This window comes from Paenibacillus arenilitoris, from assembly GCF_014705655.1.
Lineage (GTDB): Bacteria > Bacillota > Bacilli > Paenibacillales > Paenibacillaceae > Pristimantibacillus > Pristimantibacillus arenilitoris.
The window spans coordinates 63,082-83,583 of the sequence record NZ_JACXIY010000033.1 but is presented as its reverse complement, the minus strand read 5'-3'; the positions used below and the strand labels follow the sequence as shown (position 1 = coordinate 83,583).

Annotated in this window: 19 protein-coding genes and 1 tRNA gene; 13 read left to right on the top strand and 7 right to left on the bottom strand. The window is 55.0% G+C overall.

Features of this window, described 5'->3' with window-relative positions:
- The first annotated feature begins 91 nt into the window (after positions 1 to 91).
- Positions 92 to 424 (top strand): PadR family transcriptional regulator, encoded by a 333-nt coding sequence (locus IDH41_RS24005; RefSeq protein ID WP_190865646.1) that lies wholly within the window; start codon positions 92 to 94, stop codon positions 422 to 424.
- Positions 421 to 1,776 (top strand): FtsW/RodA/SpoVE family cell cycle protein, encoded by a 1,356-nt coding sequence (locus tag IDH41_RS24000; protein ID WP_190865644.1) that lies wholly within the window; start codon positions 421 to 423, stop codon positions 1,774 to 1,776. The genes IDH41_RS24005 and IDH41_RS24000 overlap by 4 nt, the downstream gene beginning before the upstream one ends.
- Before the next feature lie 52 nt (positions 1,777 to 1,828).
- Here the strand turns inward: IDH41_RS24000 and IDH41_RS23995 are convergent, their stop codons facing one another.
- The 6 genes from IDH41_RS23995 to IDH41_RS23970 form a co-directional block, all read right to left on the bottom strand.
- On the bottom strand, positions 1,829 to 2,158 hold the full coding sequence (locus IDH41_RS23995) for a hypothetical protein (RefSeq protein WP_190865642.1): 330 nt from the start codon (positions 2,156 to 2,158) through the stop codon (positions 1,829 to 1,831).
- 284 nt (positions 2,159 to 2,442) lie between these two features.
- A tRNA-Arg gene (locus IDH41_RS23990) sits at positions 2,443 to 2,519 on the bottom strand.
- A gap of 258 nt (positions 2,520 to 2,777) precedes the next feature.
- Positions 2,778 to 3,017 (bottom strand): hypothetical protein, encoded by a 240-nt coding sequence (locus tag IDH41_RS23985; RefSeq protein ID WP_190865640.1) that lies wholly within the window; start codon positions 3,015 to 3,017, stop codon positions 2,778 to 2,780.
- 4 nt (positions 3,018 to 3,021) lie between these two features.
- Entirely contained in the window at positions 3,022 to 3,750 is a 729-nt protein-coding gene (locus IDH41_RS23980) for a cysteate racemase (RefSeq protein ID WP_190865638.1), read from the bottom strand.
- A gap of 40 nt (positions 3,751 to 3,790) precedes the next feature.
- Positions 3,791 to 5,275 (bottom strand): UDP-N-acetylmuramoyl-L-alanyl-D-glutamate--2,6-diaminopimelate ligase, encoded by a 1,485-nt coding sequence (locus IDH41_RS23975; protein WP_190865636.1) that lies wholly within the window; start codon positions 5,273 to 5,275, stop codon positions 3,791 to 3,793.
- Between the two features lie 41 nt (positions 5,276 to 5,316).
- Positions 5,317 to 6,504, bottom strand: a complete 1,188-nt coding sequence (locus IDH41_RS23970) for a carboxylate--amine ligase (RefSeq protein ID WP_190865634.1) — start codon at positions 6,502 to 6,504, stop codon at positions 5,317 to 5,319.
- 440 nt (positions 6,505 to 6,944) lie between these two features.
- Between IDH41_RS23970 and IDH41_RS23965 the strand changes: the two genes are divergently transcribed.
- Positions 6,945 to 7,139, top strand: a complete 195-nt coding sequence (locus IDH41_RS23965) for an aspartyl-phosphate phosphatase Spo0E family protein (RefSeq protein WP_190865633.1) — start codon at positions 6,945 to 6,947, stop codon at positions 7,137 to 7,139.
- A gap of 8 nt (positions 7,140 to 7,147) precedes the next feature.
- Here the strand turns inward: IDH41_RS23965 and tadA are convergent, their stop codons facing one another.
- Positions 7,148 to 7,612: a tRNA adenosine(34) deaminase TadA gene (tadA, locus tag IDH41_RS23960; protein ID WP_223830012.1), complete on the bottom strand. Its 465-nt coding sequence runs from the start codon at positions 7,610 to 7,612 to the stop codon at positions 7,148 to 7,150.
- 199 nt (positions 7,613 to 7,811) lie between these two features.
- Between tadA and IDH41_RS23955 the strand changes: the two genes are divergently transcribed.
- From IDH41_RS23955 to IDH41_RS23910, 10 genes are all read left to right on the top strand, one after another.
- The gene (locus IDH41_RS23955; protein WP_223830011.1) at positions 7,812 to 9,641 is read left to right on the top strand and encodes an ATP-binding protein; all 1,830 of its coding nucleotides are present in this window, start codon (positions 7,812 to 7,814) and stop codon (positions 9,639 to 9,641) included.
- A gap of 101 nt (positions 9,642 to 9,742) precedes the next feature.
- Positions 9,743 to 10,252, top strand: a complete 510-nt coding sequence (locus tag IDH41_RS23950; RefSeq protein ID WP_190865629.1) for an RNA polymerase sigma factor — start codon at positions 9,743 to 9,745, stop codon at positions 10,250 to 10,252.
- Positions 10,245 to 12,239, top strand: coding sequence for a TolB family protein (locus IDH41_RS23945; protein ID WP_190865627.1), 1,995 nt, complete (start codon positions 10,245 to 10,247; stop codon positions 12,237 to 12,239). The genes IDH41_RS23950 and IDH41_RS23945 overlap by 8 nt, the downstream gene beginning before the upstream one ends.
- Before the next feature lie 418 nt (positions 12,240 to 12,657).
- On the top strand, positions 12,658 to 13,491 hold the full coding sequence (locus tag IDH41_RS23940; RefSeq protein ID WP_190865625.1) for a phytanoyl-CoA dioxygenase family protein: 834 nt from the start codon (positions 12,658 to 12,660) through the stop codon (positions 13,489 to 13,491).
- A 111-nt stretch (positions 13,492 to 13,602) separates the two neighbouring features.
- Positions 13,603 to 14,403: an endonuclease/exonuclease/phosphatase family protein gene (locus IDH41_RS23935; protein WP_190865623.1), complete on the top strand. Its 801-nt coding sequence runs from the start codon at positions 13,603 to 13,605 to the stop codon at positions 14,401 to 14,403.
- Between the two features lie 322 nt (positions 14,404 to 14,725).
- A complete protein-coding gene (locus IDH41_RS23930) occupies positions 14,726 to 15,670 on the top strand; it encodes an ABC transporter permease (RefSeq protein WP_223830010.1) in 945 nt (314 codons plus the stop codon).
- 19 nt (positions 15,671 to 15,689) lie between these two features.
- Entirely contained in the window at positions 15,690 to 16,589 is a 900-nt protein-coding gene (locus IDH41_RS23925; protein ID WP_190865621.1) for a carbohydrate ABC transporter permease, read from the top strand.
- A 69-nt stretch (positions 16,590 to 16,658) separates the two neighbouring features.
- Positions 16,659 to 18,236 carry a DUF3502 domain-containing protein gene (locus tag IDH41_RS23920; protein WP_190865619.1) on the top strand — a complete coding sequence of 526 codons (1,578 nt, stop codon included), beginning with the start codon at positions 16,659 to 16,661 and terminating at the stop codon, positions 18,234 to 18,236.
- Between the two features lie 130 nt (positions 18,237 to 18,366).
- Positions 18,367 to 19,362, top strand: coding sequence for a LacI family DNA-binding transcriptional regulator (locus IDH41_RS23915; protein ID WP_190865617.1), 996 nt, complete (start codon positions 18,367 to 18,369; stop codon positions 19,360 to 19,362).
- Positions 19,363 to 19,436: 74 nt separating this feature from the next.
- Positions 19,437 to 20,429: a LacI family DNA-binding transcriptional regulator gene (locus tag IDH41_RS23910; RefSeq protein WP_190865615.1), complete on the top strand. Its 993-nt coding sequence runs from the start codon at positions 19,437 to 19,439 to the stop codon at positions 20,427 to 20,429.
- The last annotated feature ends 73 nt before the right edge of the window (positions 20,430 to 20,502 follow it).

Here is a 20,502-nt window from a genome sequence, read left to right as displayed (position 1 = left end):
GTTGTACGGGGTTGTCATGAAATGGGAAGAGCATTATACTAATACATAGATAATCGATGTATAGGATTTCTATGTATGGAGGGAGACCGCCATGAAAATTAACAAGGAACTGATGAAAGGAAGCACTGTAATTTTGATTTTGACGTTATTGGACCGTAAGGAGATGTACGGGTATGAGATGACGAAGGAAATCGAGCTCAGCTCCAGCGGCGTGTTTTCGTTTAAGGAAGGAACGCTGTATCCGATCCTGCACGCGCTCGAGACGGAGCGGCTGGTGGAGTCGTATTGGCACGAGGAAGGCGGCCGCAAGCGGAAGTATTACCGGATTACGCCTCAGGGCAGAGGGCAGCTGGAGGACAAGAAGCGGGAATGGGAGCTGTTCCGGACGACGGTGGACCGGGTGCTGGGGGAGGGGCGCTCATGAGCAAGGAATGGAGCCGGAACGAGGCGGTCGGGCAATTTTTGAAGCAAGTATGCGGGCATATTAAGGCGAAGGAAGTCCATGAAGAGATACGGCTCGAGATGCTTAGCCATCTGGATGAGCTTGTAGAGGACAAGCTTCGGGAAGGCGTAACGGAGGAGGAGGCCGTTCGTCAGGCGCTTGAGCGGATGGGCGACCCGGATCAGATCGGCAAGCAGCTTCACGCCGCCCATAAGCCGGTGTTCGAGTGGAGTTTAGCGGTTCTTGTAGCGATAATGGTCGGAATAAGCCTGTCGGTCATGTATGCGATGAAGTTCACATTGATTGACGAATACGGTTTGGTGGATCGATATTTCCAGCATAAATCCGTATATGTCGCAGCGGGAGTCATCGTCCTTATAGCTATTTACTTCATGGACTATCGGACGTTAAAAAAGTACTCTTGGTATTTGTACATTTTGAATATCGTCCTCGTGTTAGGCGGGTCGGAATTTGGACAACAAATTAACGGGTCTGGTCGATGGTTAGGCATTGGATCGATTGGGTTTGATGTGTATGCTTTATCCCCTTATTTGTTTATGGTTGCCATAGCGGGTACCTTAACGCTGCAGGCGAATAAACCGACCGCTCATCGATCGCAATGGGTAGCAATAGGAAAAATGACGGTCCTCTATTTTCTCGTGCCGGTACTGCTGTATACCGCTAACAGGTCCTTGATTCCGCTTGTCATCTACGGCCTTAGCGTGATGGCGCTTATCTGGCTTGTCGCCAAAAACTATAAATTGCTTCTGGCGGGTCTCGTCTCATACATAGTGGGCGGCTCAGGGTTTCTATTGTCGAACCCGCATTACTATTACATGCTAATGGAAAGGCTGCAAGCCTTCCTCCATCCCCATTCCGAACCCGGCGGGTATATGACGCTAAAGGCATTGCATTTCATTCAATCGGCAGGCATGTGGGGCCAAGGCTTTGGCGTCGAAAATAGAATGATACCCTATGTCTATGGCGATATGATCTTCACCTATCTCATTTACAGTCTCGGCTGGGTGTTCGGGGCCGCCATGGTGGTGCTGATACTGGTACTGGCCGGCAGGGCGATCAACGTCTCTCGTCAATTGCGCGATCCTTACGCTAGAGGGCTTGTCGTTGGACTGTTCTCCATCATCGGTATTCACTATCTGTGGAACATGCTGATGTCGGTCGGGCTGCTGCCGATTGCCGGGATGCCGATGCCTTTCATCTCTTACGGAGGCACGCGAACCGTTGCAGAGCTTGCCGCGGTTGGCGTCATATTGGGCGTTTATCGTCGTAAAAATAGGCTCAGCAGAGCATCCGCCGAAATAACCGGCTCATAAAGAAGGGCTATCCGTCAGCAGCGTCGCTGTTAACGGATAGCCCTGATTCGGTTTAGAAGCTGCCTGGAGCCGGCGGATACGGCGGCATAGGCGGCTCAACTTTCTTGGTAGCCGCAATGAGCAGCACGACGGCCGAGGCAATGTGCAGGATCATGCCGAGCACGGGAATCCATGCCAGAACCGAAGTGACGATGCCGAGAATGCTGCCCGCGATCGGCCTTTGATTTTGCGAGCAAAGGACCAGCGTGACGATGTGCAGAATGAGCGTCATAAACAGGACGGTGTAACCCGAGAGAAGGACGATGCTTCCGCCCAGTACGGGTATGCCTAAAACCGCTTCAATAATGCCGGTAACGAGGAGCAGAGTGCCTGCTGCTTTCATATTGTTTTCCCCCTTTTATTTGTTCAACCATTCCGCTGCTTTAAATGCAAGTGAACCTGTTTATTGGTCGATTGGAACGATTTGCTCCATTTATCCAAATATTGCATGAAAGTTCAAATGCTTGAAGCAAGCTTTATTGTAGCATGATTGCTCGGCGATGCAAATCTCTATATTACTACGGTTTAAAATCAATTAAGGTCTCAATAGATGGCCCAAAGTCGACACCGATCCCGCGCAAAAACAAAAAACCGTACCTCCGTACGGTTCTCGACTCTTTATAAGTATGGCGCGCCCGATACGATTCGAACGTACGACCTGCAGTTTAGGAAACTGTCGCTCTATCCTGCTGAGCTACGGGCGCGCAGCAACATTAATTATAACACGCTCGATTGCGAGGGGCAAGATTTACGGAGAGTGATGATTCGCGCCCTGCGAACCTTGACTTCATGCCGTCATCTTCAGCGTGCGGATTCATAATCAGATCTAAAAATTAGATCTGATCGGCTAAAATATACCAATAACCGCCAATCAGGTCTAAAAATTAGACCTGATTCCCCCGAAGACGGCTACTTTTGTACGGTCCACATTAAAAAAGCTGTCTCGCCGGCCGCTTCATGACCTACCGAGACAGCTCCTTGCTCTGCAGCGTGACGTTGTACCACGCTTTCCCGTCCGCATAGACCGGGGACGCCGCATGCTCCGCTCGCGCGCCCGGGTAACGCTCCCGCACAAAAGCGAGCTCCTCCTCGGATAATCGCAGCTCCCTGCACCGCGCCCCGCCGGCGAAAGCTTCCTCCAGGAAGCTTTCCCATGCCGCCCGTTCCGGCCGATTATTCCCCGTCCCGGCCATTCTCTCCACGCCTTTAGTTCCTCCCGGCCGCCTGCGAGAGCGACTGCTTGCCGGACAGCGCAATGGACCGCTCCACGAGTACGTTCATCGCATCCACGCAATGCTTCGCGACTTCGTCCCGGATCGGAATGCAGGATAGTTCCGTGCAGGCGATAATGACGCACTGGCAGTTCTCGTTCTCGAGCAGATCGTTAATGATGCCTTCGAACTCGGACGGTTCAACGGGCAAGTTGCGTTTTACTTTATTATAGATAATGTCCATGACATGCTCCTGCACCTTAGCATTCGGCTCATGAAGCTGCAAGCGATACCTGTCGCAGCCTTCGCGGTACACGCCGCTGCTGACGGTGCCGTTCGTGGCGAGGAGGCCGATCCGGCTCTGCTCGCCGTATTGGGCCGCGATGACCCGGAGCGTCTCGTCCACCATATTAATAATCGGTATGCCGGTCATCCGCTGCATCTCGTTATAGAAATAATGCGACGTGTTGCACGGAATCGCGATATGGGCGACGCCGGCCGCTTCGAGAAGCAACAGATCCTTGGCGACCGCCTGCAGGAACCGATCGCCTTGTCCGCTTAAGATGACGCCTGTCCGGTCGGGCAGCGTCGCATGGTTGAGGATGACCATATCGACATGGTCTTGATCCCGGTCGGCCGCGGTCTGTTCGATCACCTTGTCAAAAAAGACGGATGTCGCCTTCGGGCCCATTCCGCCTATGACGCCTAAGCTTTTTTGTTCCATAATTCGACCTACTTTGGATGGAATTTATAATAGGAAACGGTCAGCCCGCCGACAAATTGCCGCGGCTTCCTTTGATTTCGCGCACGATTTCCGCTTCGTTGAAAGGAACCTCCGTCTTACCGATGACTTGGCTCGTCTCGTGGCCCTTGCCGGCGATCAGGATGACGTCGCCTTTCTTGCTGAGCTCGATCGCGAACGCGATGGCCTCCCGCCGGTCGACGATCGCTTCGTACTTGCCGTTGTAGGCTTCGATGCCTTCCACGATCTCCCGGATGATCAGATTGTTATCCTGCTCCTTCGGATTGTCGGAGGTGACGACGGCAAAATCGGCGTATTGCGCGGCGATCTTCGCCATACCCCTGCGCTTATCCCGGCCCGGCTTCCCGTCGGCGGCGTATACGCCGAACACGAGGATGATCCGCCCCTTCGTGAAGGGCCTTATCGCGCTTAGCGCCTTCTCGAGGCTGTCCTCCGTATGGGCGAAGTCCACGATGATCTTCGTATCCTCGTCCTGATAGACGACCTCCAGCCGGCCCTTGATGCCTTCGACGGCGGCGATGCCCTCGGTAATTTGCTGCAGGCTGAACCGGTTGCAGTAGGCGGCGGCGATCGCGGCCAAGCTGTTATAGACGTATATCGCGCCCGGCAGGTTCACGCGAATGAGCGCGGTCCCCTTCGGCGTATTGACGGTATAGATCGTATAATCGGCAAAATAATGAATGTCCGACGCATAAATATCCGCTTCCCGCTCGATGCCGTAAGTAACCAGCTTCGGCTCGCGGTCCCGCAGGCGGTCAATGAGAACGCGCCCGTATTCGTCGTCCGCGTTAACGATGTTGTAATGCTCCGCCATGTCGAACAGCAGCGCCTTCGCCTCGAAATATTCGTCCATCGTGCGATGCAGCTCCAAATGATCGGGCGTCAAGTTCGTAAATATGGCGGTATTGAAGCGGGTGTGCGCGACGCGCTTCAAATTGAGCGCATGGGATGATACTTCCATGACGCAATGCTTCAGGCGCGCTTCGGCCATCTCCACGAATAGCCGCTGCAAATTCAGCGACTCCGGCGTCGTATTTTTGTTCTTGATGACGCGGTCCCCGATAACGGTTCCGATCGTGCCGATAATGCCGAGCTCGGTGCCGGCCTGTTCATAAATGGACTTCAGGAAATACGTAATCGACGTCTTGCCGTTCGTCCCGGTAATGCCGATGACGTTCATCCGCTCCGTCGGACGACCGTAGAAGTTCGAAGCGACGCGGGCGAGCGCTTCCCTCGTGTCCGCTACCTTAAGCACGGCGACGTCCGCCTCGACCGAAACGTCCTTCTCCACGATTATAGCGGCCGCGCCGAGCTCGATCGCTTTGCCGATGAAGCGGTGGCCGTCTACCGTAAATCCGGCAATCGCGACGAACACGCCGCCGGGCGTCACTTCTCTGGAATCGTAAGCGACGGATGCCGCTTCGACGGCCAGATCGCCTTTGACGAGCGTGTACTTCAGATCCCGTACCACTTCGGATAATAACATACGATCAGCTCCATTCTCGTGACTAGTGTTGGACCCCTGCGCTATCTTCCAAGCAGCTTCTTCACGATTTTGCCGCCGATGATGGAAGCGTAGGAGAAGGCGGGCTTCGGATCTTTCCAGTCCCAGATCGCGTAAGCCTTCGGCTTGAACAGGGAAGCAAGCACCTGCCTCAAGGTCAGCTGCCCGGTCCGGATGTAATCGCGAATCGCCAGCATGTCCTCGTAGCCGTACCAGAACACGCGGTTCGTATCTTCCTTGACGGCTTTAGGAGGCACAAGGTTGCCGCCGGTCAGCTCCTGGTACGTAATCCAAGGGAAGTTGACGCCGACCTTGTAGAGCAGGTTGTTCAGGTTCGTGATCCGGCAGTTGACTTCGATCAAGTAGAACTTGCCGGTCTCCGCGTCCTTCTTGAACTCGATCTCCGCGAAGCCCTTCCATTTCATCTTCTCCAGGAACGGGGCGCCGATATCGAACAGCTCCTGCACATACTTCTGTCCGGTGTAGACCGAGGCGCCGAAGTTGATCGGGTACTGGCGGAACTTCTGGCAGGTGACCCAGTGCGTAACCTTCGATTCCTGATTCAAATAAGCGTCGAAGGTGTACATATGATCATCGAAGCCGGGAATAATACGCTGAACGATGACTTCCAGATCCGCTTCGCGAGCCTGGTTCAGCGCCTTCTCCAGCTCTTCGCGACTATGCACCTTGAACAGCTTCCTTCTGAATTTCGCAACGAAGGACGGCGAATCCGTCGGCTTCACGACGCAAGGAAACTTGATGATCCGCTCGATCTTCCCGTAAAAATCGTCTTCGTCGACCCGTACCGTCTCGGGAACGGCGACGCCGTTCTCGGAGGCCAGCCGGTGCAGCACTTCCTTATTCATCATATTGGTATAAATGCCCGGCTCATTCTGGGGAATGAAGTAATGCTCCCGCAGCTCCTCCAGATGCTCGTCGATCACTTCCAAATAAGAGTCGTGGCAAGGAATAAGAACGGGCGGAGCGCTCTGCTTCCGCGCGTAATCCTTCAGGAACCGGATGAAGGCGGCCGTATCATCTTTATAATGGGGAGCGATAACCCGCTCGGATGTATATTTGGAATCCGCGCCATAATTATGCTTGCCGGAATAGTCGACCGCAACCGTATGTACGCCGTTAACGCCCAGACATCGAATCGTGCTTAGGCCAATATAATAATTACAACCTAGTATAACTGCCTTATTATTCACGTAGAGCACATCCCGCATTCGTAATTAATGATTGAAACCGCATGAAAACCAGCCATATTTAAATAATTTTACTGCATACCCTACTATAATACAAATGGATTTATCCTCATAATTCGGGTGCCGGAGCCCGGTGCGTTGCCTTTTCGATCCGCAAAAAAAGAGCGGACAAGCGTCTTTGCCGCGCCTGTCCGCAGAAATTGGATAGACCTGTAACTTTCTGCATAGATTTTCTACCAAACGTCGGATAATTACCAAATATTGATTGTTTTACGTAGTAAAAAAGAACTATAAAATGGAATAAATAGAGGGCATTTGTCGAAAATTGCCCGAAAATTGTCTACGTCCGTCGACATGTTTTTACAAACTCCTTATTTTGCCGGGAGTATAATAGAACTATTACCACACGAGTGCTAGATAAGGAGCGTGCCCCGAAGCGAGCTATGGACAAAAAACACTTGCTTAAACAATTGCAGTCGCTGCGGCTAAAGCTTCATGAGATAGCCGAAGCACGCGGCAGTTTGACAGATCCGGATGTTCTGGCAATTAGCGAAGAGGCCGATCAATTGATAGTCGCGTTACAGCATATACAACGAAACGAGCTAACCGATCTTTCTATACGCCGCGACGACCTGTAGAGATCCGGTTAACGCTCTCGCAGTCGACGGAAGAATTGGGTTAACAACGATGCGCATTCCTGCTGCAAAATACCGCTGGTGAGCTCCGTTTCGTGGTTGAAACGGGGCTCTTGCAGCAAGTTCATAAGCGTCCCGGCGCAGCCGGCCTTCGGATCCGCCGTCCCATACACGACGCGCTTGACGCGCGATTGCACGATGGCACCGGCGCACATCGGACAAGGCTCCAGCGTGACATACAAGCTGCAATCGAGCAATCTCCAAGCGCCAAGGCGATCGCAGGCGTCACGGATGGCGACCATTTCGGCATGCGCGGTCGGATCGAGACGCGTCTCCCGCAAATTATAGCCTCTCCCGACAATCTCGTTGTTTTTCACGATGACGGCCCCGATGGGAACCTCTCCGATTTGCTCGGCTTTTTTCGCTTCGGCGATGGCTTCCAGCATCCATGTCTCGTCTTCTCGCACTCTGATCATGAAGCATAACTCCTTCGAAATAGATTCATTATACATCGAACAAACATTCCGTTGTTAACATGTCGTGGATAAAGTTGTGGATAACTACTTACGTATACACATCTTTATGCACATGTTATTAAGTGCTGTGAACAACTTTTGTTGACAATGTGAATAAGCTGTTAATAAACCGGGCTCGTGTAAAAGGATGTGTCTCCCATTGTCGATTAAGATGAAATTCTCCGCGCTGATCACGCTGATCGTCATTTCGTTTTTTATCGTACATCACCTGTTGACGGAATACTCGATGACCCGGGCCATGCGGGAGCAGGCGCGGCAGTCGATGCAGGATACGTCCATGCACGTGGCAAGCTCCTTCGCTTCCTACGGGAAGCAATCGCCCGGGGGCGCCGATCATCCGGCGGCGGGCGAGGCCGCAAGCCCGGAGAATCTCTTCGGCATCGTCCAATCGTTAAATCCCAATATAAAGGAAATTACGGTGTTCGATCAAGATACGGTCCAAATCGCATACGGCACTTATACATACCCGGACGGGGCGGCCGACCGGTCGGTCGTCCGAACGCTCGGGAAGAACGAATTCTCGGTTCGCAGTCTGGAGATCGGAGGCAAGCCGTATTACCGAAGCTATTATACGGACGAACAGGTCGACGGCTACGCGATAAGCATCGTATACGACAGGGAGATCATTCACGCGATGGTCAGCAAGAAGCGGAACGATACGTTGATTTATACCGGAATTACGATGCTGCTGGTGCTCTTTATCAGTTATTGGCTGGTCGGGGCGATGATTAGACCTTTGAAGGATATTTTATGGAAGGTGAACGAGGTGTCGTCGGCCAGATTCCACCAGCCGATCCGGATTAAACGGAAGGACGAGTTCGGCCTGCTGGCGCTGAAGGTCAACGCCATGTCGCAGAACCTTAGCATCTATATGAACAAGCTCCGCAAGGCGTTCGAAGAAAACCGCCGGATGAAGGAGCATTTGGAGTCGTTCATCAACCATACGACCGACGCGATCCATCTCTTCGATCTGGAGGGGAAGGTCATTCAGGTGAATCGCGCCTTCGAGCAGCTCTTCGATTACGAGGAGGAGGAGGAGGCGATCGGGCTCGTCTACCCGACCGTTCCGGAATCCCACATGGCGGAGAAGCGCCATATGCTCAATCAGCTGCTGGCCGGCAAGACGCTGCCTACGCAGGAGACGATGCGGGCGACCAAATCGGGCGAGCTCATTCCCGTCAGCGTCACGATCTCTCCGATCCGCGATTCCGACGGGACGATCCGGGCGTTCGCAAGCATATCGAGAGACATGCGGAGCCGGAACAAGATGGAGGAGCTGCTGCGCAGGTCGGAGAAGCTGACGACCGTCGGACAGCTGGCGGCCGGCGTCGCGCACGAAATCCGCAATCCGCTGACGACGCTTCGCGGCTTCCTTCAGCTTCAGCAAGAGAGCCGGAAGCTCGCGCTGCCGCATGTGAGCCTGATGCTGTCCGAGCTGGACCGCATTAACCTGATCGTCGGCGAATTTCTTATTCTGGCCAAGCCCCAGGCAACGAGGTTTGTCGCCAAGGACGTCAAGGACGTGCTGCAGGACGTCATCGCCCTGATGAACAGCGAGGCGATTCTTCACAACATCGAATTCCGGATTTCGTTCACGGAGGAGAGCTGCCGGATCTCGTGCGAAGAGAACCAGCTCAAGCAAGTCTTTATCAATCTGATCAAGAACGCGATCGAAGCGATGCCGGCCGGCGGCTACATCCATATCCATATGGCGAACAAGCGGGAGCATATCGCGATCTCGATTACGGATGAAGGGGAGGGCATTCCGGAGGAGATGATCCCGAATATCGGCGATCCTTTCTTCACGGGGAAAGAGACCGGAACGGGTCTGGGCATTATGGTCAGTCAGCGCATAATTAACAGCCACAAAGGGACACTGGATATTAAGAGCCAAGTGGGCGTCGGAACGACGGTTAATATTATGCTCCCCGCCTTGAAGGAGGCGGCGGAGAAGTTGCTGCATCGATAAGGAAGAAGGCCACTCACCGTGGTCTTTTTTTATTTTGTTCCCTCCCGTTACTTTTTTGAACGGTCATGCGTTATTTGATGTGAAAGGTGGGGGGCCCATCCATGAAACAACCTTTTATCGATTTATACGATCAATATTTCGACGATCTATATCGGTATGTCTATTACAAGGTAGGAAACAAATGGGACGCAGACGACATTGTGAGCGAGGCGTTCCGCAAAGCCTACGAGCGGCATTCGACGCTGCGGGAAAACTCGAACGCCAAGGCGTGGCTGATGACGATCGCGCGCAACGCGGTCATCGACTTCTACCGGAGGCGGAAGCCGGCGGTGCCCGTCGAGCAATTGAACGAGTTGGCGCAGCCGGGCGCCTTCGAGGAGCAGTTCGCGCCGGACGACGATTTGGACTGCGTCAGGAAGACGCTGGACCTGCTGACGCAGGAGGATCGCGAGCTCGTCAATTTGCGGTATTTCGCCGGCATGAAAAACCGCGAGATCGGGGAAATGCTCGCGAAGTCGGAGGAAACGATCAAGACGCGGGTATTTAGGCTGCTGAAGAAGATGAACATTCTGGTGACAAATTGTCTGGAAGGAGCACGGAAGCATGAGTGAAGGATATATGGAGGAATCGCTGCATCGGCTGAAGAGCAGGCTGCCGGTCGACGAACAATTGAAGAAGCGGCTTCGGGCATCGATTCCCGGCTGGAGAAGGCGGAGAATCATCCGGAGAAGCGCGTGGATAAGCGCGGTGACGGCCATGGTGCTGATGCTCGTCTTCACGCTGCAATACCCCGGCGCGAAGACGACGGTGGAGGCGGCCGCGCTGCAAATTCGAAACCAGGTGTCGTTCGTGGACATCGGGTCGGGAACGCCGCTCGGCGTCTCGGAATTCGAAGGAACGGTATACATTCCCGTGGAAGAGGGCGGCGTGCATGCGTACGACGGGAGCGGGTACCGGGAGGTAACCGAGCGGGAGGCGGACGACGTGAAGGTCGATCCGTCGGGGACGAAATTGCTGCTGTCGAACAAAGGAACGATCGGCGTGCACGATTTGTCGTCGGGGTCCTATACCGAGCTGCTGCGGGGTGACGGGACGGCGCTCTTCTACGAGCAGCCGACGTGGAAGGACGAGCGGACGATCCTGTACGTGAAGAAGGTCATCGAGCCCCGCCCGACGCACGGATTCGACGTGCTGGAATCGACCATTTACGCGATGGACATCGTGAGCGGCAAGGCGGAAGCCATCGGCGAAGGCGCGTACCCGTCCTACGCGGCGGGCAGCAAGTCGATCGTATTTCAGCGTGAGCGCGATTCCGTCTATCAGGTGATCCGCATGGAGCTCGCAAGCGGCGACGAGACCGTCATCGACGAAGGCCGGTTCCCTTCCGTCTCCCAAGACGGCGGCTACGTCGCATACGTGAAGACCGAGACCGGCCGCCGGGAGCTGAAGCCGAACGCCTACGTGCAGGAGGACGTCGACCAAATGTGGATTTCCGACGTCGACGGGCGGACGAAGCGCAAGGTGACCGAGAACCTGCCGATCCAGACGACGATCGACGAGCGGGAGTGGGCGGATCAGCTGAAGGAGGGCGATCCGGAGCAGACGCTGCAGCAGTCGGGCTTGTACAGCTATTACCAATCTTCGTGGGGAACGAATGCGGAAAGCCTGTACGTATTGAAGGGCGGCAATGCGGAGGGGGCGCAGCTTCGTGTCATGCGCATCGATTTCGCGGAAGAAGCGCTTGGCGCCGCGGAGACGGTCGAGGCGTTCAATCAGGCGAGAATCCGGCGCGATCTGGATTTCGCGCGCAGTCTGCTGAGGAACGATCCGGAATTCGTCATCGTATCCAACCCGCGCCAAGTGAGCTATTCGGTAATCGGATCGGGCGAGGAAGCGGGCAGAGCTTACGTGGACGTCGAGGAATATTGGTCGTACACGGCGAATCCGGCTTATTCGATCGAGAAGGTGCGGTATTACGTGTCGGCATCGCCGAACGGGTTCTTGATCGACGAGATGGAGAAACGGGGCGAGCTGACCGTATCCGAGCGGCCGGACGGCTCCATCGAGCTGCAGGAAGAAGACGGCTCCAAGCGGACTTTGCTGACCAGAGGCGACCTGCCGAAGGAGCTGGTGCCTCAGGGCGATTACCGCTTTGCCTCGCTCGCGTACATTCCTGGTCAGAACAAGCTGATATTCACGATTCAGGCGCTCCAGGACGAGGAGGCCGGGCAGAAGGCTTCCGTCATCGTCGCAAGCTACGATGCGGCGCAGAAGACGTTCGAGCAGCTTGGCCGCATCGACACGCTGCGCGGCATGAACAACGTCGGCGTGTCGAACATGATCGTCTCCGCAAGCGGCGGCTATGCCGCGCTGGATTTGTTCTCGGACGACGATCCGGCGTTCGGAAGCCACACGGTTCTGATCGATTTGAAGCAGAAGGAGCAGCTGTCGATCGAGGAGCAGACGGGCGAGACGGAGGCGACGACCGGCTTCGCGTATTATTGGGAGGGAGACAGTCTTCACTTCATGCTGGCAAGCGGCGAGGAAACGATCCATTACAAGTGGGACGCCGTTAATAAGCAATTGCACCGGCCGTAAGGCGGGGCGGAGAAATAAGGAGGAGCGGCACGAGGGCCGGCTCCTCCTTATTATTGCGACCGCGTGCCAACACGCGTGCGGATAGCGGCGCATTTTTCGCATATTTGAATTGCAATCGCTTACATCATGGCGTATAATCGGCACTATATAGAAACGTTTCGACCGTTGTTGGCTTCACCCTTTTTTTAAGTGAGATCGAAACGTTTCAACCTCATCGGGCTCCGAAACTTAGTCGATGCCAAGGATTACCGTCTCGTACGGGCGTCCGGCCGCATCGTCATTAACGGTCACGCCGCCAACGCGGAAGCATGGCCGAACCGGTATCGCCGGGGCGGATATTTTATTCGGGGCAAGAGCTGGAGCAGAGACTTGGCGAGCATTCGAATACCATTGAAATTCATAGGGAGGAATTAGAGCGATGAGTCAACAACCGGAGCACTTGCCATCGATGGATGCCGATTATGCGCTGGGCGACGAGCAAATTCGCGACTACCGGGCGAACGGCCATATTGGTTTGAGGGGACTGGCTTCACCTGCGGAAATCGCCGTGTACGGGGATGCGATCCGAACGATCGTGAAGGAGCTTAACTATCATCGGAAGCCGATCCACGAGCGCGATACGTACGGCAAAGCGTTTATTCAAATCGGGAACGTTTGGGAGAAAAGCGAGATTGTCCGCCGGTTCGTCATGGCTCGCCGATTCGCCAAGGTCGCCGCGGAGCTGATGGGGGTCGAGGGCGTTAGGATCTATCACGACCAGGCGCTGTTCAAGGAACCGGGCGGCGGGCACACGCCTTGGCATCAGGATCAAATCTACTGGCCGTTCGATTCGGACAAAACGATTACGATGTGGATGCCGATCGTACCGGTTACGGAAGAGATGGGCTCCATGACCTTCGCTTCCGGTTCTCATGAGGCGGGCTACATCAACAAGCTGGTCATTTCCGACGAGTCGCACCGGACGCTGAGGCAGTATATCGAGGCCAAGGGCTTCGGGCAAACGACATACGGGGCGATGGCCGCGGGAGACGCGACCTTCCATGCGGGATGGACGCTTCACAGCGCGCCCGGCAATCCGACGGATCGGATGAGAGAGGTTATGACGATTATTTATTATGCGGACGGCTTAAAGGCCGCGGAACCGGACAGCAACGCGCGGAAGGCCGACTTGGCCGGCTGGCTGCCGGGCGTCAAGCCGGGCGAGCTTGCGGCAAGCCATCTGAATCCGCTCGTCTATCGCGCCGCAAAATAACCGAAAGAAAGGGTTTACAATAAATCACTATAGTAGTATATTTTAGTTGATCTACGAAACGTTTCGAATCAATTGCAACGCTCTCATTCCAATGAAGAGAGGATGATTACCGTGAAGCTGCCAATCATGACATTCAACCTGCGGATCGATTCCGGCACCAAATCCGAGGATTCGTGGGACCGGCGCTCCGTTCGCGTCGCCGAGACGATCGAGCGATTCGCGCCGGTCATCGTCGGCACCCAGGAAGGCTCCCGCCCGATGCTGGACGTGCTGAAGGGGCATTTGGGCCATTACGAGTACGTCGGACAAGGAAGAGGCGACGGCGGAGCTGATGAATATTGCGCTATTTTTTACGATACCCGTCTGCTTGCCATCGAGGAGGAGGGGCAGTTCTGGCTGTCCGAGCAGCCCGAGACGGCCGGCAGCGTAAGCTGGGACAGCAGCCTTCCGCGCATTTGCACGTGGGCGCATTTCAGGTGCGTCGGCCTGGCTCATCCGGGCTGGCTCGTCTTCAACACCCACTTGGACCACCTCGGGCAGCGCGCGCGGGAAGAAGGGATATTGCTGATCTGGGACAAAATGCGGGAGCTGGGCGAACGCAAGGGCGTATCCGCCTTGCTTATGGGCGATTTGAACGCCGAGCCGGACAATGCGGTGATCCGGTTTCTGCGCGGCCAGGCGGAGCTGGGCGGCCGAAGCGCGCGACTTGCGGATGCGTATGCCGCGTCTGCCGTCCGTCCGGGCGCGACCTATCACGATTTCAAGGGCGGCGCGGAAGGCGAGCCGATCGATTATATTTTCGCGACGCCGGACGTGGCGATCGAACAAACGCGAATCGTTACGGACTCCGTGGATGGCCGGTATCCGTCCGATCATTATCCGGTAACGGCCGTCGTCCGAATCAAAGGGTAACGGATACGATTTTGCCATAAAAAAAGCTATTGCTTTCGCGGTGGCGATGTAGTAAAGTTTGAGTAGAAAACGAAACGTTTCGAAAGAAATGAGTTTCAATTAATGAAAGGGCTTACTCCCCTGGATATGCCAATATTCTAACGGAAGATGATCATTGCCTCACGGTTTTCGTGAATAGCAATGATTATCTTCATCCCAAAAATCGAAACGTTTCAAATTTTGTCGAATGCCACGGCCGATTATTGCGCAGGGGATGTTGTGAAGAAATGAAAGCGTGTTCAACAATCGAATCAAAAAGAATCGCAAACGGGAGTTGGGCTAAATGTATGTCAAAACAAGACTGAAGCAGCGCGGCGGGAATATTGCGCGGGAGCTCGTGAAGAACAAAATTTTGTTTCTGATGCTTTCACCCGTCATTCTTTACTTTATTGTCTTTCACTATCTTGTCATGCCCGGGGCATACGTGGCGTTTGTGGATTTCAATATTAGCAAGGGCATCTTCGGAAGCGAATTTCTCGGTTTGGAAAATTTCGAATTTTTGGTCAAAACGGGCGACCTTTGGAACATCACCAAAAATACGCTGCTCTACAATTTCGTGTTCCTCGCGCTCGGGAACGTCATTCAAATCGTATTCGCCATTATGCTCGCGGAGATTTCCGGCAAATGGTTCAAGAAGATCAGCCAATCCGTTCTCCTGCTGCCGCATTTCATATCCATGGTCATCGTCGGCGTATTCGCCTACAACATGTTCAACTTCAACTCCGGCTTCATCAATACGATGCTGGTAAACATGGGCATGGAACGTTACGAGTTCTATTCGGACCCGGGCATCTGGAAGTACATCATCGTCGCTTTCAAAATTTGGAGCGCGACCGGCTACGGCATGATCGTCTACCTGGCGGCCATTACCGGCATCAACAGCGACCTGTACGAAGCGGCGTACATCGACGGCGCGAGCAGGTGGCAACGAATCCGCTACATGACGCTGCCGATGCTCAAGCCGACGTTCATTCTGCTGCTGCTGTTCGGTCTCGGCGGCATTCTGAAGGGCTCGTTCGACCTGTTCTACAACTTGATCGGGACCAACTCGGTGCTCTATCCGCAAACGGACATTATCGATACGTATGTCTTCCGCAGCCTGGTCGGGCAGTTCAACTTCTCAATGGGGGCGGCGGTCGGCTTCTACCAGTCCGTGTTCGGCTTGCTGCTCGTGCTGACGGTCAACCTCATCGTTCGGAAGATCGAACCGGACAGCGCGCTGTTCTAATCCTGTGGGGGTGGAAAATATGACAAACACGAAAAAAGAAAAATGGGACGTCGGCACGTTCGCGATCAAAGGTGTCAGCTACTTGTGCATCACCGCCTTCGCGCTGGCCTGCTTGTTCCCGTTCGTCCTGATGATCTCCTCCTCCTTCATGAACGAGCAGGAAATTATCCGCGAGGGCTACAAGCTCATTCCGAGCGAGTTCTCCGCCAAAGCCTACGAGATGCTGATCAATAATTCGTCCGCTCTGGCAAAAGCGTACGGCGTCACCATTTTCATCACGGTAATCGGCACCGCGCTCGGGCTGTTCATGATGTCGATGGCCGGCTTCGTCCTGAACCGGAAGGACTTCAAGTACCGCAACTTCTTTTCGTTCATGATCTATTTCACGACGCTGTTTGCCGGGGGCTTGATTCCGAGCTATATCCTGATGGTCAAATACCTGCATCTGAAGGACAGCTTGTTCGCCATGATCCTTCCGGGCGTCGTCGGCGCGTGGTCGATCTTCCTGATGCGCAACTTCATGAAAGCGATACCCGACTCCTTGTACGAGTCGGCGACGATCGACGGCGCGGACGACTTCCGCATCTACTGGCAGGTCTTCATTCCGCTCGCCATCCCGTCGCTGGCCACGGTCGGCCTGTTCTCGGCGCTGGGCTTCTGGAACGAATGGTATAACGGCATGCTCTACATCCAGACGCCCGACAAATTCCCGCTGCAGTACTTCCTGCAGCGCATGATCAACCAGACCAACATCCAGGCGCTCATTAACCAGGGCGTCGTCATCGATACGGCCGAGCTGCCGACGCAGTCCATCAAGATGGCGACCGCCGTGCTCGCTACGGGACCGATCATTCTGCTGTACCCGTTCGCCCAGCGCTACTTCGTATCCGGTCTTACGATCGGCGCGGTCAAAGGTTAATAAATGCCCTCACCGAAGGCGTTTATTATAAATGCAAAAATCGTAACGAGAAAAAAGGGAGGCAATACGATGAAAGGGAAAAAGATTTTTCCGCTCTTGCTGTCCGCTACCATGCTGACCGGCTTACTGGCCGGCTGCGCGTCGAAGGAGGAGAACGCTCCCGCTAACGATCCGGCGGGGAATACGAACGAACAGGCGACGAACGCGAACGGCGTAGACATTTCCAAAGAGGTCAAGCTGGTTTATTACCTGTGGGGCTCCGAAGGGATCGCCAACAAAGATATTTTGGCGGAAATCAACAAATTGCTGAAGCGCGACATCAACGCCACGCTCGAGGTCAAGTACATCGACTGGCCGGACATCGCGACCAAGTATCCGCTGCTGTTCGCCTCCGGCGAGAAGTTCGACATGTCCCATGCATCCCCGGGCGCCGCCGTATCCTACTTCACGCTGGCCGGCCAAGACGCGCTCGTCGATATTACGGACATGCTGGACAAGGTCGCGCCTACCCTGAAAGCGGCCATTCCCGAAGAAACGTGGGCCGGCTCCAAGTTCAACGGCAAAATTTACGGCGTGCCGTCCTTGTACAGCGAATACACGCCAACCGGTTTCGCTTACCGTTCCGATCTTCTGAAGAAGTACGGCATGGAGAATATCGACTCGATCGAGGATATGGAAAAGTACATGGATAACGTGCTTGCGAACGAATCGTACCCGCCGATCAACGGCAATGCGAACGACGCCTTCAACATGTACAGAATGCTGGTCGACACGACGGACCAATGGCTGAACGCGCCGGGCATCGCGCTCACGGAGCTTAACCTCGTGACGGAGAGCAAGGAGGATTACAAGAAGGTGTTCCACCCGGCCTTCACGCAGGAGTTCGAAGACTGGGCCGTGAAGATGCGCGAGTGGGCGGACAAAGGCTACTGGCCGAAGGATATCCTCTCGTCCCAGGTCGACGCGGGAACGAATATGCGGGCGGCCAACTCGGCAGCTTATCTGACGCACGCGCAGGACTGGATCGGCAAATACGGAACGGACATGAAGGCGCAGCCGGAATCCGACCCTTACTTCTACACGTTCGCGGAAGAGAGCGGCAAGATCAAGCGCAAGATGGGCGTCGAGAACTCCACCGTCATCAGCTCCAATTCCGAGAATCCGGAGCGCGCGCTCATGGCGATCGAGAAATTCATGACCGATCCGGAATACTATAACCTTATTCAATACGGCATCGAGGGACGTCAGTACGTAATTGAGGACGGCGTGAAGAAGACGCCTCCGGGCTTCGACGACAAAGTCGACGGCGGCGGCTTCGCGGCATGGTCGCTCCGCAACGACAAGTACAACCTGCTCATGGATACCGAGAACCCGGTCCGCAATACGCTGTACGCGGAATGGGACAAGGTGGCCATCAACGATCCGTACATGGGCTTCAGCTTCGATTCCAAAAACGTGACGACCGAAATCGCCGCGATCTCCAACGTCAATCAGCAGCTGGGCATGCAGCTGATGCTCGGCAAGACGAGCAAGGATCCGAAGGAAGCGGTAGCCGATTACCGGAAGCAGCTGGAAGCGGCCGGTATCGACAAAGTGATCGCGGAAGTGGAAGCGCAGCTTGCAGGCTTCGAATCGACGGCCAATTAATAGGGTGTAACGCCAGGGGAGCTATGGATATAGCTCCCCTGGCGAGTAACGGGCTACGTGAGGATTTCCCCTCGAATCTGTTGCGCCACGAACGAAAATTCCGCTAGAAGCAGGGGGAGACAAGACGCGAATGGCTACGATTAAGGATGTCGCTAGAATGGCGGGCGTATCGATATCGACGGTATCGTACGCCTTGAATAACAACGAAAAAGTAAGCAAGGAGACGAAACGGAAAATTTTGGACGCCGCCCGTCAATTGAATTACCAGAAGAACGGGATCGCTTCCGATTTGAAAAAGACCAGCACGCGCACGATCGCGCTGATCGTGACGGATTTGTCCGGCCCGCATTACTCGGAGCTCGTGAAGGGCATTCAGGAAGTCGCGCTGTCCAAAGGGTACGACCTCTTGGCTTGCAGCTCGATCGGCGAGGAGATGTCCACCGCGGTTAAGTTTTTGACGGAAAAGAGAGTCGACGGCGCCATCGTGCTCGCCTACAACATCGGGGAGGACATTCTGAACCAATCCGCCAGAAAAGGATTTCCGATCATCCTGCTCGACCGGACGGCGGACAACGATTACGTCGTCAGCATCGAGGTCGATAACGAGGAAGGCTGCTTCATGGCGGCGGAATACTTGATCGAACAGGGACACCGCGACATTGCCTATATCGGAGGAAAGGCGCTCGACCGCCTTGATTTCAAGCGGGTGGAGGGCTACAAGAACGCGCTGCGGAAGCATGGCCTGGAGGAGAGGGGACAGCTGCACCAATTCGGTTATTTCAACCGGGACAACGGCTACAGCATGACGAAGATGCTGATCGCGCAGGGCAATCTGCCGACCGGCGTCATGTACGCCAACGACGAAATGGCCATCGGCGGACTGAAGGCGTTCAAGGAGCACGGCATCGACGTGCCGGCGGACGTCTCGGTCATCGGCTTCGACGATATCGAGCTCGCCAGGTATGTCCGGCCGGCCCTTACGACGATCATGCAGCCGAAATACGAGCGCGGCGCCTTGGCCGCCCATTTGTTGTTCCAAGCGCTGGAGGGCAAGGCGGTCGAGCGCTACTATAAATTCCCGACGCAGCTCGTCGTGCGGGACTCCGTTCAAAAAATAGAGGAATAGAGGAACTGCCCCGTTCCAGCGCGAATAAAGAAGAAGAATGAGCGATTTGAACGTGTCGAAACGGGGAGAGAACGATGGCTACAATTAAGGATGTCGCCAAAATGGCTGGCGTATCGATATCGACGGTTTCGTACGCCTTGAACAACAACGCCAAAGTCAGCAGCAAGACGAGAAAGAAGATCATGGAGGCCGCGCGCCAGCTCAATTATCAGAAAAACGGACTCGCCTCCGACTTGAAGCGGAGCAGCACGCGCACGATCGCCATCATCGTAACGGACTTGGCCGGCCCTTATTACGCGGAGCTCGTGAAGGGCATACAGGACGTCACGCTGTCCAAGGGCTACGACTTGCTGGCTTGCAGCTCGGTCGGCGAAGAATCGTCCACGGCGATCAAGTTTCTGACGGAGAAGCGGGTCGACGGCGCCATCGTGCTGGCGCATAATATAAGCGAAGAGATTATCGCGATGTCGTCCAGGAAGGAATTCCCGATCATCCTTCTTGACCGGGTGCTCGACAGCGAATACGTCGTCAGCATCGAGGTCGACAATGAAGAGGGCACTCACCGGGCGGCGGAATATTTGATCGAGCAGGGTCACCGGGAAATCGCCTATATTAGCGGCAAGGCCATCGGCGGTATTCACGCGATGCGGCTTCGCGGGTATGAAAGCGCATTACGGAAGCACGGGCTCGACGGCCGAAGCCGGCTGCATCCATTCGGCAAGTTCGACCGGGATAACGGCTACAGCATGACCAAAATGCTGATCGCGCAGGGCAATTTGCCTACCGCCATTATGTACGCCAACGACGAGATGGCGATCGGCGGGCTCGGCGCCTTCCGGGAGCACGGCATCGGCGTGCCGGAAGACGTATCGGTCATCGGCTTTGACGACATCGAGCTCGCGCAGTACGTCCGGCCCGCGCTGTCGACGATCATGCAGCCGAAGTACGAGCGCGGGGCGCTGGCCGCCCACTTGATCTTCCAAATGCTAGAAGGCAAAGAAGTGGACAACTATTATAAATTTCCGACGAAGCTGGTTTTGCGGGATTCCGTCAAAAAAATGACGTAGAGCAATCGGCAGACGAGAGAGACCGCCTGCCCGGCGCGGCGGCGGTTGCGGTCTCTGCTTGCGGCTTGATATC

Bases quoted from the DNA above. Each gene is read 5' to 3' on its own strand.
- IDH41_RS24005 (WP_190865646.1), top strand. From the start codon at position 92: ATGAAAATTAACAAGGAACTGATGAAAGGAAGCACTGTAATTTTGATT.
- IDH41_RS24000 (WP_190865644.1), top strand. From the start codon at position 421: ATGAGCAAGGAATGGAGCCGGAACGAGGCGGTCGGGCAATTTTTGAAG.
- IDH41_RS23995 (WP_190865642.1), bottom strand. From the start codon at position 2,158: ATGAAAGCAGCAGGCACTCTGCTCCTCGTTACCGGCATTATTGAAGCG.
- IDH41_RS23980 (WP_190865638.1), bottom strand. From the start codon at position 3,750: ATGGAACAAAAAAGCTTAGGCGTCATAGGCGGAATGGGCCCGAAGGCG.
- IDH41_RS23975 (WP_190865636.1), bottom strand. From the start codon at position 5,275: ATGTTATTATCCGAAGTGGTACGGGATCTGAAGTACACGCTCGTCAAA.
- IDH41_RS23965 (WP_190865633.1), top strand. From the start codon at position 6,945: ATGGACAAAAAACACTTGCTTAAACAATTGCAGTCGCTGCGGCTAAAG.
- tadA (WP_223830012.1), bottom strand. From the start codon at position 7,612: ATGATCAGAGTGCGAGAAGACGAGACATGGATGCTGGAAGCCATCGCC.
- IDH41_RS23950 (WP_190865629.1), top strand. From the start codon at position 9,743: ATGAAACAACCTTTTATCGATTTATACGATCAATATTTCGACGATCTA.
- IDH41_RS23945 (WP_190865627.1), top strand. From the start codon at position 10,245: ATGAGTGAAGGATATATGGAGGAATCGCTGCATCGGCTGAAGAGCAGG.
- IDH41_RS23940 (WP_190865625.1), top strand. From the start codon at position 12,658: ATGAGTCAACAACCGGAGCACTTGCCATCGATGGATGCCGATTATGCG.
- IDH41_RS23930 (WP_223830010.1), top strand. From the start codon at position 14,726: ATGTATGTCAAAACAAGACTGAAGCAGCGCGGCGGGAATATTGCGCGG.
- IDH41_RS23925 (WP_190865621.1), top strand. From the start codon at position 15,690: ATGACAAACACGAAAAAAGAAAAATGGGACGTCGGCACGTTCGCGATC.
- IDH41_RS23920 (WP_190865619.1), top strand. From the start codon at position 16,659: ATGAAAGGGAAAAAGATTTTTCCGCTCTTGCTGTCCGCTACCATGCTG.
- IDH41_RS23915 (WP_190865617.1), top strand. From the start codon at position 18,367: ATGGCTACGATTAAGGATGTCGCTAGAATGGCGGGCGTATCGATATCG.
- IDH41_RS23910 (WP_190865615.1), top strand. From the start codon at position 19,437: ATGGCTACAATTAAGGATGTCGCCAAAATGGCTGGCGTATCGATATCG.